The sequence below is a fragment of the Melioribacter sulfuriphilus genome (genome assembly GCF_051488685.1).
In the GTDB taxonomy this organism is placed as follows: Bacteria; Bacteroidota; Ignavibacteria; order Ignavibacteriales; family Melioribacteraceae; genus Melioribacter.
The window spans coordinates 14,022-27,839 of sequence record NZ_JBPSEH010000005.1 but is presented as its reverse complement, the minus strand read 5'-3'; the positions used below and the strand labels follow the sequence as shown (position 1 = coordinate 27,839).

The window sequence follows — 13,818 nt, the reverse complement described above, 5'->3', positions numbered from 1 at the left end:
TATTAATCCTTCCACGTATATCTTTCTCTTAAATCATTATGCCAGTTTGGTGGAATTTTCTTGTCGTGCTGCAATCTGCCCACTATAATACCCGGATGTATATTAATTCGTTTTGCAAACTTCAAAATATCACTTTTGTAAAATTCATTTTGTTTAACGAAATCTTTATAGTCAGAAGAAGGGATTAAATTATCGGCGGCAAATTTATTTGCTTCATCTTCAAGAGCTTTTACTACAAAATCTACATCATCGCTTTCAATATAAACTTGCTGCTTATTGTGAAGTAAAATGTGACCAATTTCGTGGAACAGGCTGAACCAAAACATATCAGCCCATCTGCCTCTGATGGTAATCATCAATACGGCTTTATTTTTATTCAGCCAGAAAGCGGCACCGTGAGCGCAAGTTTTGGGAAGATGGGGAACTATGATAAGAGCAATACCGACATCGGAAAATTTATTCACTAATTCTTTTTGAAATTTCTCCGGAGATTTCATTGTTAAACTTCTTAAAACCGGTAACAACCTATATACTTTGTCGGAATCAAAAGGTTTCGTTACGGTTTTATAAGCCTCAATTTCACCTATTCTAAGCCAGGCAATAATAGCTTCTGAAGATATCTTGTGGTTTTTATTTATGTTTTGTTTGAAGAAAGGTCGATATCTTTTCACGTTATCCAAATTTAACAATGATGTAACCGCTAAAAATTTTTGAAGCTCTTCTACTTTGTCTGTGGGTGAAGATTTCTTTTCCACATAACCCAACTTCGCAAGTTCCTTGTAACAAAATTTGGTAATTAACGGCGTTTCTTTTTTTCTATTTTCCAACTCGTTTTGTTCTTGCAATCTTGCTAATGTGAGGCGGTATTCGGATTCAAGCCCGGTCCAGATATGTGCGGGTACATTTATTACCTTTTCAAGCTGCAATGCAGTATCGGGGGTGATTGCTTTATCTCCCCGAAAAATTGCACTAAGCTTGGCTGCCGGTCTGTTCATTCTTTTTGCCAGTTCATCTTTGCTCATTCCTAAATCTTCCAGTACTTCTTCAAGAAATTCACCGGGCGGGATAGGAAGATCGCTATATATTTCCTTAATCATCATAATGTTTACTTACCTCCTCAATCCGTGCAATTTGTAAATTTTCGCCGTGAAGCGTGAAGATCAATCTATTGAAACCGGTTAAATAAATTGACCATTCTCCTTTTCTATCACCTTTTAGCGGATGACATTTAAGAGCACGAATTGACTTCAATTTTTCAATGTCTTTTGATTTTTTTATAATATTAATTCTTTGAATATATTTTCTGCCGACTTGCACACCGTAAGCTTTAAAAGCTTCTTTGGAGTATTCATACTGTTTTTGAAGTATTTTTGTTTTAAACCGGAGTTCCAAATATTTTCCCTAAAAGAATGATTAAGAATACTTTACCTTTAGGGTAAAGTAAATATACAAATATATACATAGCATATGCAAGTTTATTATTTACCCCTTGGGTAAAATGCTTGGCGCCGTCATAATTTCTAATGGGACTAAAGTCCCGCTATTTTTTATATTTCATCATCCCGTGGCTAAAGCCACGGGCAAATTATACTTATGCAACAGCCACTAATAGCGGGGTTAATGTGTTATGCCACATTAGCTTTGCTGTTTATTTCCTCTATCAACTCTTCCGGTACTCTTACTTTGCCGGTTAGTAAATCTTGCATTAGACCGGATTTGAGAAGAGATAATTTCGATAAACTTTTGTAGTTACTATTCAGAAAATCGTCTATTTGATTTAATTTTTTTATTATTGCTTTTTGCTCATTAATATCTGTATAAACCACGTTAATTGTCTTTAAAATTCTTAAAGAAAGACCAGCTCTGCCAGAACCAGATGAAATTGATCTAAGTTCTTCATACCTAAAATCTAATTGATGATATAGAAAATAAGAATTATATAATTCTTGATTAGGAATAATAGCAGCAATTGATTGATTCGAAGTTGTCTCAATTTCAGTAATTGCAACTGTACCTCTTGTTTTGCCTAGACCAGCTAAAGCTATAAGAACTGAACCAATTGGATAAAATCTTGCGTTGGAATTTTCGAAGCCTAATTGGGTAATATTGACAGCAGTATTTTTAATTTTTTTATTATGCACTTCGCCGGAAGACAACCAAGGAATATTTCCATTTTCCCAATATTCTTTTTTTGCAGTTGAAGGTGTCCCACCGGTTGCTAATTCGAAATACTTTTTATTTTCTAAGTTAATTACTTCCCACTCAACCGGGATTCTGCCGATGGGGCTGTCTTTAAATTTGTGGGTTTTTTCTGAGCGGATGTTTCCGTTTTCGTCAATGCCTTTTGTAAGAAGGTCTTGCATTAAACCGGTTTTTATGCGTTTGTATTTTGCGATTAGTTTTTCTGTCTGCTCAATTGCTTTATCTACTGTTGAAAGGATGTGGGCTATGGCGGTTTGTTCGGATTTCTGTTGTGGAATTGAAATTGTTATTGTTTTTAGTTCACGCTGATTTAATTTAGAACGCGTGCCGCCAACGATATAATTTAAGATGTTTTTGTTTACAAGAGAGTAAAAAATATAATCTTGGTTATAACGTTTTAGTGCTCTTAAAATGTGAGCGTGATTATTAACCCAACTTTTCCCACTAATCCTATATGCAATTGGTCTAGTTTCATAGGATTCAAAATTTCCTCCATCTTCAGCAATTAATATCAAATCTTCATCAAAAATATATTTATCTATGTAGTCTTGCACTCCATTTGCACCATAATAAGGAATATTACCCGGAATTTTATTCCTTTCCTCCTCATTAAGTGGTATTCTAGAAGAATCAAGAATTTCACAGCATTCGCCTATGGTGGTGTTAATAAATTCACTCATTAATTAAGTAGCCTAATTTCTTAAGATATTGTGTTATGCATTTTGTAGTAGCCGTTCTTTCTTTTTCTATGAAAGATAAATCGGTAGAGTATTTCTCAAAAAGATTTTCAAAGAAATTAATAGCAATTCTTTTTTCTGCATTCATATAGCGTAATAGCTGTTCGGAGATAAGGTCGTTATGTTTTAAAAGTATAAGTTCCTTTGCTTCTTCCCTTGTAATTAATCCGCCGATGCTGTTAAACAAAGATTGAAGGCTGTCAATTTTATTTTGTAAGGTTGTTTTGTCTCTATTAAGTGCGTTTCTTTTTCGGGTTTCTGATTCCGGCAGTTCGGCTAACTCTTTATCTGCTATTTCAATAAGATTTTGGTATTCTGCTTTTTTCTCATCAATGCCGAATCGTTTCAAGTCAATTTTAATAGAGAGCTCCTCTTCTTTTTGAGCTAACTCTTTTTTAGAATCTTTAATTTCCTTTTCCACATCTTTTATTTTTTTGAGAGCTTCTTTCCACGCCTTCGGCGGGATTTCGCTTCGCTCAACATTTTCCGTCCCGATTTTGTCGGGATGTTCCATTTCATCTATAGTAAACTTAAGCTGGTCCCGCATAAGTTTGGCGGTAAGTTTTTCATCTTCATCCAATTCGTATTCTAAAAGAGATTGTGTTTCTTCGAGTATTTCTTCGAGACGACTTTCAGCATTTGAAATTTTAGATTCAATTTCATCAATATATTTTTTCTCACCGGTAAAGAAGCGGTTAATCATATATTCATCGGGAATAAGACCGGGAAACCAGCCATTGCTCTGAATCGTTTTAAGATCGTATTTTATGTTATCCCACCAGTTGACAAAAACACCGGCAATTTGGAATTCATTAAGAACATTGAAAAGCACAAGCTGATCTTTTAGAGAAGTAATAAGTTTATGACGCACTTCGGGAATTTTTTTTCCATTTGTAACCAGGTAACCAGCAATACTTTCGCGGACTTTATTGTTTTCATCTAAGGGTTCTAATGAAGCAAAATCATCTTTAGCAGACTGCTACCAGGTATTCAGATAATCAATCATATCCGAAAAGATTTTCTTCAGGTTGGGATTATCTTCGATTACAGATTTAATCTTTTCTTTTGTATCGATCTTTGCAAGAAAATCATAATAATGTTTGTCTTTATTCTTAAAAAGGATTGAATGGTTAATGCCAAATTTTGAAAAGATAATTTCATTTGAGTGGACTTCCGATTTAGGAACACCACCAATTAAATGTGCTCTAACATCTTCCGGTTCAGGTTCAGGAGTGTTGTCAACATAACGGCGAATATTAAGATTATAATCGTTGGATTCAATTTCGGTTAAATCAACAAGCCGGGAATATTTATCTACTTCGAGTTTGTTAGTGAAAACATAATCGATTTTTTCTATGTCTTCGGGACGGAGAGAGTTTTGATTTTTACCTTCGGCATATTCCGCATCGGCATTAATGAAAAATATTTTATTTCTAAGTTCATCCGGCTTACTTTTGTTTATTACAAGAATACAAGCGGGAATACCGGTTCCGTAAAACAGAGAAGGAGGTAAACTAATTATACCTTCGATTAAATCATTTGTAATCAATTTAGTTCTGATTGCTTTTTCTTTGCTCCCTCTGAAAAGAACTCCGTGCGGCATCACAACAGCAACCTTACCGTTTGGTTTGCAGCTTGCAATCATATGCAGAACAAACATAAGATCGGCTTTCTTACCTTTTTCGGGTGCATATTCATAACCGGCAAAGCGTTCCGTATGCTGCATATTATCACGATTGTAATTCTGTGAGAAGGGCGGATTGGCAAGTACACGATCGAATTGTTTTATTCTGCCGTCTGCAACATTCTGCGGATCGGTTAAAGTATCACCGTATTCAATATTGTATTTTGTGATGTTGTGTAGAATTATATTCATCTTACAAATTGCCAGCACGGTGGGATCGAGTTCTTGTCCGTGCAGATCAACATTTTCGTAATTACCGCCTTGTTCTTGGATGTACTGATAAGATTGAATGAGCATACCGCCGGAACCGGCTGTGGGATCGTAAATGCTCATCCCTTCTTGCGGTTTAAGAATCTGCACCATTAAACGAACAACTTGATAAGGAGTATAAAATTGTCCGCCTTTTTTACCGGCGCTGTCGGCAAAGAATTTTATTAAATATTCGTACGCAGCACCGAGCAAATCGGGGAATTCAAAATTATCATTTAATAATGGGGGAAAGTTTGTAAAGTGATCTATAAGGTCTTTTAGATCACGATCTTTGAGAATTTTTTTATTGTCTATTTCTTTATTGAAATCAATTCTCTTTTTAAGAACACCGGTTAATGATTCATTAGATTCTTCTAGCGCGTCAAGAGCTTTGTTGAGCATTTCACCGATATTTTCGTGAAGGTCTTTTATAGCGGGTTGTTGATTACCATTGTCATCAACGAAACCATCATACCAACGAGCGCGATCAGGCACATAAAAAGCCGGATAATAGAGGTCTTTGTTGTTAAGTAATTCCGTTAATTTATTTTTATCCTTAATATGTTTGAACGTAGATTCAGCTAATTCTTTTCTTTTTTCATAGAAAATGTCCGACATTCGTTTAAGGAACAACATACCGAAAATATATTCTTTGTATTCGGAAGCATCCATTTTGCTGCGGAGAATATCGCAGGCTTTGAGTAGAAAAGATTCGAGTTGTGAAAGGGAAATTTTAGAGCGCATTAAGAATACCTTGTTGCAAAATTTGTGTGAAAAAACAACTCATTAAAGTTAATTAAATTACCTAAAAATTATTAAGAAAAACATTTGATTCTTTAACTATATACAATTAGTTTGAATGAAATAATTCTTTACGAATGAATAATATATCTCTGCTGTGAATCTGCCCAAAAATTCTTAAACATAAGATAAGAAATTTAGATGGGACATAAACGGTACGGTTATCTTAGAAAGACAAAAGCTTGGCGACTAATTGTAAATGAATTAGCCGGGTTTGCAGCAGGGACCTCCGAAATATCCGCAATAGCTCAAAAGACACTTCAAGAAGTACAAGACAGATACAGCAATCTAAAAAACGATCCTTCCATAAATGCGGGCTTTGAGTTTTTAGTCCACGTTTCTTTGGCTTTCCAACAAGAAAATCCTTTAAAATATCTTGCCGAAAAAAAGATTTTAGATAAAGAAGAACTTTCTTTAATAAAATTGGCTAGGGGCGCAACCAAGTATAAAAACAACGAAGTAATTTCCCACGAATATCAAACATTTGCAAGACAGGCTGCTATAGACGCAATTAACAACTGGTACAAACAGAACATTGAAAGAGGGCAAAGTTTATTCAGCGAGGGAATTGATTCCAAAGCTATATTTTATAAAGCTGCTAACGGGAGCGGTTTTTGTGAGCTATCAAGATTGTACTTCTCCAAACTGACTGAACGGTATTTGAAGTATTACTTAGAAAGAGAAGCCGCTGCAAAAATTACTAATGTAAATGATAGAAATAGATTTTCTAAAGAGCTAGAAAAACAAGTAAATCAAATTTCGCAGCACGCTTTTGAAACCGCTAAAATTACAGAATCATTTGCTGCGGGGTGGTACAGCAAAAATGTTAAGAATGCATTCCCGGAAGAAAATGAAATAAAATATTTTCTATCACGTTCTTTTGGTAAAATGAAAAGCGAACTCTTAATGGAAGAGGAGAAATGAGAGAGTTCGTTGAACATATTGTAGCTTGCAACGGCATTCACCTTAAGGAATCCGGTAATGACCCGCGGTATTTAGAACTCAATCATAAGAATGAGAACGGCAGGGGCAGGAAGAACGTAAATATTAACCTCAATAAGTTTGTAACCAACATATATAAGTTAGACAACAGGTATAAAGATTTATTAGAAATTGCTGCTTATATATTTGCTGCAGATAGAAGGACATATAGAGGTAAACCGGATGATAATGAATATCACAGCTGGAGCAGATCATTTAATTTCCATATAACCGTAAGAGATTATAATTTCTGGAACAAATCCGATGTAAAGGAATTGTTAGAAGAAGCTTTACAATTTATGAGTGGCGACCATAGCTATAAGTTTACTTTTTATAAGGGTGGTAAGGATTTCCCTACCAGTATTTTTGATGATGAGAAATTTACTGTTGACAGACCGGATAATTTGAAGGTTGTGCTCTTTTCAGGTGGGATTGATTCACTTGCGGGAGTTATTGAATTGTTAGAAACAACCGATTCGGAAATATGTTTGGTAAGCCATCAAACAGGGCTACCGGGTGTTCAAACTACACAGAAGGGATTGTATAATGAGATTAAGAGACTATATCCCGAACGATGTAAACATTATAAATTCCGCTGCGGTTTAAGCAATACACCTTCAAGAGACGAGACTCAAAGAACAAGATCATTCTTATATACATCAATAGCTTTTGCGCTTGCAAGAGAGTATAACCAAGATTCCATTTATGTTTATGAAAACGGTATCACATCAATAAACTTTGCTGAGACACAGGATTTAATGAACGCTCGGGCAAGCAGAACGACACATCCCCAAACTATAAGAAGATTAGAAGAGTTATTTACGGTTATTGGCGAAAAGCAGTTTTCAATACAACATCCCTATTTGTATAAAACCAAAACCGATGTTGTTGAAGTATTAAAGACGTATGAACAAACGGCTTTATTAAACAGTTCAGTTTCGTGCAGTACAACAAGGAATAAAGCTCCGGGCACAACTCACTGCGGTGTATGTTCACAATGTATTGATAGAAGGTTTGCGGTTTACGCTGCCGAAGTTGAGAAATATGATAATACGGGACTTTACCATTTTGATTTTTTGGAAGATGATTTGGAAAAAGAAGTTACCAAAAAATTGCTCACCGAGTACATACGTTTAGCGCAAAGTTTTACAGAACAAAATATTGATGAATGGTATGAAGAACGTGGAAGTGAAATTATAGACATAATAGATTTTATTGAAGGCTCTTCTGAATTCGAAAGACTTGAAAAGTTATATAATCTTTGTCGAAGACATTCGAAACATATAGAAAAATCGATAAAGAGAATGCGAGATTTACACGACTCGCCTTATAAGCATCCTAGACCTAAATCATTTTTCAGTTTGATAATAGGACCAAGAGTTTATCAACAGGAAGCAGACCAAAACAAATCTCCTTCGAGAAAGGAAAAGGGATTAGAAAAAGAGGTTCCTTCGAAAGGGCTAAAGAAATTAGCGAAAGAAGCTTGCGAGAAATTAATTAAACAGGGAAAAATTACTGAAGTGCTGACTGAAACCAAGACAAAAAGAAATATCAGCAACTTAGTAGTTGAGCAATTGAAAAAGGAACGCTACATAATCACAAAAAGAAACGAAAATACTATCAGCGATTATTTTAGGAAATTTGAATTACAGCTTAGAAAAGAAAGAAACGGAAAATTAGTGGTAATAGAAAACCGTATAAAAAGATAAAAAAGGATCATCCCCAAAATCCCCACGAAATCCCCGCTTGTTCCCTCCCATCTTCCCCTTTTTATTGGAGTTAAAAAAAGGAGAAGAAAAGAAGATGAAAAAAGATGCAATTGCAAATCAGTTGGAAGAAATCAAAGCACTCCTACGAAAGAAAAACGACAAACCGCTCAACTTCAATCAAGCTGCCGATTATCTCGGCTTTTCACACTCATATTTATACAAACTCACTTCACGAAAAAAAATCCCGTGTCATCGACCTACGGGCAAGATGTTGTTTTTTAGTAAGGCGGAATTGGATGAGTGGATATTCGAAAACAGAAGTCAGGAGTCAGGAGACAGAAGTCAGAATAAAAACAATGAAGAAGAAGATGAGCCGCCGTAAGTCTGCTTCGATACAATCACAAAAATCGTGATTTACTCAGCAACCGGAAATACGAAGATTGGTTGATTGAGTGATTGGATGATTGGAAAGAAAACTGTTGTAAATAAATATTCTTTGGAAGCCCGCCTACGCTAAAGCTTCCCCCTACGCCACAGCTTCGGAGGACAGGACGGCGGATAGAGATTAAAAAGTTATAAAGAAAAAGGAAAGTCCGGCTACGTTCAAGGAAGGAACTTCGCCGCGACATTTGGAAAGCAAATGGAAGGATTAAATAACATAAATAGTGAGATGCATAATACCGGAAGTAATACAGATCCTATGCAATTGTTCAAACACTTTTCTGCTGAGGATATGGAAAAGATAAAGCTGCTTGCAGGATTGCTCGGTATAGGAAATCAGCAGCAAACTGTTAAAGAAACGATAACTGTTGAACAGGGTTTTAGTGAGTACAATCATCTTATTGAGTTTAATCTTTCAAAAAAATCTGTTGCAACTGCCAAGACTGCTGAGAGAAGATTTTTAGAATTCATTCCGGGAAACAGAGCATTAAATACAATTGAGCGAAAAGATGCTGAAAATTTAATGATGAAGATTTCCAAGTCCGCGCCTCTCGGTTGTTATAATTACCTAAAAATATATAGAACACTATTCAATGTGTTTGTAGATTGGAATTATATTGCTTCAAATCCCTTCCTAAAAGTAAAACTACCCAAAAGACAAAAAGATGAACCGGTTGTATTCACCGAGGAACAGATAAAGATAGTCTGTGAAAGACTTACAAAAAAAGGCAAAGATGTTATTGCCGATATGGTTCTCTTTGCAGTGGAAACAGGATTGAGATTAGATGAAGAAAATAATTTGAGATGGAGCGATGTTGACTTTAGGAATAAAGTAATAACCATCGGGAATAAACTGTTCAAAACAAAATCTAAAAAAGTAAGAAGGATTCCCTTTAATGAAAGAATGGAGAGAATCTTATTACGGAATTCAAATAGGCAACTTGAGAAGAGTAAAATTCTGAGAGAGTTTGTTTTTGTGCAGAGTAACGGAAAGCAATACAAAAAGGATACCGTTTCAAAATCATTAAAGAAAGTTATAAAAGAAGCAGGGCTGCCGGATGAACTTCACTGGCATTGTTTACGCGCAACAGCAGCAACACGATGGGCAAGTAATAAGGTACCAATATTTACTGTTTCAAAGCTTCTTGGTCATTCAACTGTAAATGTAACAACTAGATATTATGCCGGAATTGACTTGGATGAATTAAGGGATGCGGTTAATAGAATTTAAGATGTTCGATTGATGAGGGGAAGCCCTCACCCCGACCCTCTCCCAAAGGGAGAGGGAGTTTTTAGAAAATATTTAACGGAGTAATATTATGAGTACATATAAAAAATTAGCTAAAAATTATAAAAGTAGAATGGGAATAAATATACTGCCTCTGAAAGGTAAAAGACCAATGATTGAATGGGACAGATGGCAAAATACGATACAAACCGAAGATGATATTGAAAAGATGAATTGGAGCGGTTCTACCGGTCTTGGCGGAATACAAGGCATTAATGATTGGCGGTGCCTTGACTTAGATGCTGTTGAGGATTTTGAGATTAATGAATTGATTTTACAAGAATTGGGATTACCGGAAAAATATTGTTGGGTTGTGCAGAGCGGGAGCGGTGAAGGATTTCATATTTATATAAGGGTTAAAGAAAATGCTGAACGTCTTGATAAGTTAGGTGGCGATAAAGCAGTTTATAAATTTAAGTTAAAGAAAGATAGTTACTGCAAACATCTTGAATTACGGTGGAAAGACTGTCAAACAGCTTTACCTCCTTCTATGCACGAAAGTGGTGGTATTTATAATTTCTACTTTGATAACCCAGAAGAGCCTCCCTCCTTTGTTGAATTAGATAAAGTGATTGAGTGCCTAGAAAAGTTTTGTGTGATAGAGGCGCAAAGCGCAGAGAGCAAAGTGAAAAAAACTAAAGATGGTAGAAAAGCTGAAAGTGTCTACTATGACAAGGCAAGATTGGAAAATGCACTTGATTATCTTTCACAAAATTTACCGGATGGAAGTTATGAGGAATGGTATAAAATAGGCTTTGCTTTAGTACCATTGGGTGCACAGGGCGAAAAGTATTTTATTGAAATGAGTCTTAAAAACCCAAGCTATAATGACACCGAACTTGAGTTGAAGAAGAAATTTGAGTCGCTTGTTAAAGACTATGATGGCAGGGTTACATTAGGAACCATTTATCATATTGCTGAAATATACGGCTGGAAAAAGCCGGTAATAAAATTTTGGGTTCGTGAAAATGAAAAGATAAAAATCTCACGGATTCGATTTAAGAAATTTCTGGAAAGTGAAGGTTTCTGTAAATATAAGATAGAGTCTAATCATCTATTTGTAAGAGTTGAAAACAACATAGTTGAAGAAATCGACAGCATTGATGTAAAAGAATTTGTTATGAATTATCTGGAACGGATGGCTACGGAAGAATTTGAAGGAACAAGCCGGAACGAGATAATTGATGCTTTGATAAAATCTGCTAATCAGCTCTTCACACAACAGTTTCTTGAATTTTTGATCACAAAGAATATTGAATTTAATAAGGACACTTTTGATAAAGGTTACTTTTATTTCAAGAATGGTTTTGTTGAAGTAAGCGTAAGTAAGATTGATTTTCACAGCTATAAGGAACTTAACAAACACATCTGGAAGAAGCAGATTATAGATCGAAACTTTGTTGAAAGCAGTAGGCGAAGTGTATTTGAGGATTTTCTGTTTAATGTTTGCCGTAGCGAAGTTAAAAGATACGAGGCATTAAAAAGCGCAATTGGTTATTTACTGCACACCTATAAAGATCCTTCAATAACAAAATCCATTGTTTTTATAGATGAAAAGTTGAGCAACGGCGCATTCGGCAGAAGCGGGAAAGGTTTGGTTATTAAGTCAATTTCTAAAGTGAGAAATGTAGTAGTTGAAGACGGAAGAAATTTTAATCCTTCAAAGAATTTTGCTTTCCAGAGAGTAAAGGCAGATACAAACATTATTGGATTTGAAGATATTAGAGAGAAATTTCCGTTTGAAAGATTGTTCTCGATTATTACGGATGGGATTACGATTGAGAGAAAAAACAAAGATGAAATTCATATTGGTTATAGTGAATCGCCGAAAGTAGTTATATCAACAAACTTTTCGATTTCCGGAGTTGATGATTCAACAATGGACCGGCAGTTTATTATTGAGTTTTCAGATTACTACAATAAGACACATAGACCCGTGCACGATTTCGGGAAGCCTTTCTTTGGAAGCTGGACTGATGATGAATGGAGCGACTTTGATAATTTTATGATCGGCTGTCTGCAGCTGTACCTTAAGAAGGGACTGGTCACTTATGAATTTATAAATCTTGATAAGAAAAAAATGATTGATGAAACGTGTCAAGAATTCGTTGAGTTTGCGGAAGAAATAATTGGAATCGGTAAAGAGTATGAGAAGAAAGAATTATATGAAAGCTTCAAGAAAGAGTATGAAGATTTCGACAAACTCACTCATAGCAAGTTTACGCGGTGGTTAAAGGTTTGGGGGAAAGTTAAAAACTATGAGGTACAGGAAAGTAAATCGGGTGGGAAAAGGAATATTAGGTTTTATAAGAAAGAAGAAAAGGAAGCTGCATAGATTGGACAGTTTGGACGGAAATTATGCATTGAATTTATCGGGTAAAATTTTGTCAGGATAATGCGGCCAAGAGTTTATGATCAAAAATATAAGGAATACAAAAATGCACTTAACACCAGTGAAAGCCATAAAGAAACATTGTTTTGATTGCTCGGGCGGTTCTAAAAAAGAAGTTCGAGAATGTATTATTACAGATTGTCCGCTATACCTCTACCGTATGGGTAAGAATCCTAATAGGAAAGGGATAAAAAATAACGGCTCAAGTAACGTTTTGGAAAAGAAAACGGAACATTCAAGGGTAAATGTTGAAGCGTACTCTTAAAGTAAAAAGAGTACGCTTAAGGCGTATATTTTAATAATAAATTAACCGCTTCCAATAGGTTTTCTTTTTGAAGATGATAATAAATCCGCCAAAGGCGGACACGTTTGAGTTGTTTTTATGTTTCCGTGACCTAGTAATTCTTTTACTGCATAACGTGAAATACCGCGTTGAACTAATGCGTAAGAAAAGGAATGACGAAAAATGTACCGCAGAGGATTAAAAATTCTTCTCAAAAGAAAACCTTATTGCTTTAGCTATAACATTTGCACATATGTGCAAATATAATTACATTAGGGAATGAAAAAAGAAAAGATTGCGCCGGTTTGCGAAGTTGAAATTGTTGATGAAAAGAAAGTCGCGCAAGCCCAAAAGAAAATTGCCGATACTGATCAAGTTCTCGAGATGGCGGAAATTTTCAAATTACTTGGGGAACCAACTCGTTTGAAAATTGTTCTATCACTTATTAACAGCGAACTTTGTGTTTGCGATCTTGCAGCGGCGGTGGACTCAAATGTTTCAACTGTTTCGCATCAATTAAGATTATTAAGAAATGCGAGATTAGTTAAATATAGAAAAGATGGTAAAATGGTTTTTTATTCCATTGACGATAAACATATCAATGATGCGATTGAAAAAATTAAAGAACATACTGAAGAGTAATGAATTACAATTTTATAAATAAATCAACCCACATACTTTTACTACTGATATTCATCAGTCATCTAACATTCGCTCACGACTTGATGTCCGAGTATGTTTTATGCACAGGCAGTGATGGTCATATAGCAATAGAAAAAGTAGATGACTGTACCGAATGTAATAACGTAAATTATTTTGATCAGACCGATGGTGTAGAAATAAAACAACAATCTTGCGAAGATGTATCTTTAGAAGAAAATTGTTTTGAAGAAGAGCAGTTCCTCCCCAAAAGTAAATTTGTATTAACGGTTTGCATTGCTACATTTACTTTTATTCCAATAGAAACTTATAAAAAGACAGATTCTATTCAAATAATTTTTATCAATTAATAGATCAACCCTTAGAGAATTACACTACCGTATCCCTCATC

The 13,818-nt window shown here is 35.2% G+C and carries 13 protein-coding genes; 7 read left to right on the top strand and 6 right to left on the bottom strand.

Annotation, left to right across the window (positions count from 1 at the left end):
* Positions 1-2: 2 nt before the first annotated feature.
* From ACSSV9_RS07885 to ACSSV9_RS07865, 5 genes are all read right to left on the bottom strand, one after another.
* On the bottom strand, positions 3-1,100 hold the full coding sequence (locus tag ACSSV9_RS07885; RefSeq protein ID WP_437346703.1) for a HigA family addiction module antitoxin: 1,098 nt from the start codon (positions 1,098-1,100) through the stop codon (positions 3-5).
* Positions 1,090-1,392 carry a type II toxin-antitoxin system RelE/ParE family toxin gene (locus ACSSV9_RS07880; RefSeq protein WP_437346702.1) on the bottom strand — a complete coding sequence of 101 codons (303 nt, stop codon included), beginning with the start codon at positions 1,390-1,392 and terminating at the stop codon, positions 1,090-1,092. Before ACSSV9_RS07880 ends, ACSSV9_RS07885 begins: the two co-directional genes overlap by 11 nt.
* 233 nt (positions 1,393-1,625) lie before the next feature.
* Complete coding sequence (locus tag ACSSV9_RS07875) at positions 1,626-2,882, bottom strand: restriction endonuclease subunit S (protein ID WP_437346701.1); 1,257 nt, start codon at positions 2,880-2,882, stop codon at positions 1,626-1,628.
* Positions 2,875-3,810, bottom strand: a complete 936-nt coding sequence (locus tag ACSSV9_RS07870; protein WP_437346700.1) for a hypothetical protein — start codon at positions 3,808-3,810, stop codon at positions 2,875-2,877. The genes ACSSV9_RS07875 and ACSSV9_RS07870 overlap by 8 nt, the downstream gene beginning before the upstream one ends.
* Before the next feature lie 108 nt (positions 3,811-3,918).
* Positions 3,919-5,616: a type I restriction-modification system subunit M gene (locus ACSSV9_RS07865; protein ID WP_437346699.1), complete on the bottom strand. Its 1,698-nt coding sequence runs from the start codon at positions 5,614-5,616 to the stop codon at positions 3,919-3,921.
* Between the two features lie 198 nt (positions 5,617-5,814).
* On the opposite strand from ACSSV9_RS07865, the gene ACSSV9_RS07860 reads away from it, so the two are divergent.
* From ACSSV9_RS07860 to ACSSV9_RS07840, 5 genes are all read left to right on the top strand, one after another.
* Positions 5,815-6,597 (top strand): hypothetical protein, encoded by a 783-nt coding sequence (locus ACSSV9_RS07860; RefSeq protein ID WP_437346698.1) that lies wholly within the window; start codon positions 5,815-5,817, stop codon positions 6,595-6,597.
* Entirely contained in the window at positions 6,594-8,363 is a 1,770-nt protein-coding gene (locus ACSSV9_RS07855; RefSeq protein ID WP_437346697.1) for a 7-cyano-7-deazaguanine synthase, read from the top strand. The genes ACSSV9_RS07860 and ACSSV9_RS07855 overlap by 4 nt, the downstream gene beginning before the upstream one ends.
* A 94-nt stretch (positions 8,364-8,457) precedes the next feature.
* The gene (locus tag ACSSV9_RS07850; protein WP_437346696.1) at positions 8,458-8,745 is read left to right on the top strand and encodes a helix-turn-helix domain-containing protein; all 288 of its coding nucleotides are present in this window, start codon (positions 8,458-8,460) and stop codon (positions 8,743-8,745) included.
* 258 nt (positions 8,746-9,003) lie between these two features.
* The gene (locus ACSSV9_RS07845) at positions 9,004-10,035 is read left to right on the top strand and encodes a tyrosine-type recombinase/integrase (protein WP_437346695.1); all 1,032 of its coding nucleotides are present in this window, start codon (positions 9,004-9,006) and stop codon (positions 10,033-10,035) included.
* A gap of 88 nt (positions 10,036-10,123) precedes the next feature.
* On the top strand, positions 10,124-12,427 hold the full coding sequence (locus ACSSV9_RS07840) for a bifunctional DNA primase/polymerase (protein ID WP_437346694.1): 2,304 nt from the start codon (positions 10,124-10,126) through the stop codon (positions 12,425-12,427).
* A gap of 363 nt (positions 12,428-12,790) precedes the next feature.
* On the opposite strand, the gene ACSSV9_RS07835 is transcribed toward ACSSV9_RS07840, so the two are convergent.
* A complete protein-coding gene (locus ACSSV9_RS07835; protein ID WP_437346693.1) occupies positions 12,791-12,982 on the bottom strand; it encodes a tyrosine-type recombinase/integrase in 192 nt (63 codons plus the stop codon).
* 64 nt (positions 12,983-13,046) lie between these two features.
* Between ACSSV9_RS07835 and ACSSV9_RS07830 the strand changes: the two genes are divergently transcribed.
* Positions 13,047-13,409, top strand: coding sequence for an ArsR/SmtB family transcription factor (locus tag ACSSV9_RS07830; RefSeq protein WP_437346692.1), 363 nt, complete (start codon positions 13,047-13,049; stop codon positions 13,407-13,409).
* Positions 13,410-13,492: 83 nt separating this feature from the next.
* The gene (locus ACSSV9_RS07825; protein ID WP_437346691.1) at positions 13,493-13,777 is read left to right on the top strand and encodes a hypothetical protein; all 285 of its coding nucleotides are present in this window, start codon (positions 13,493-13,495) and stop codon (positions 13,775-13,777) included.
* The last annotated feature ends 41 nt before the right edge of the window (positions 13,778-13,818 follow it).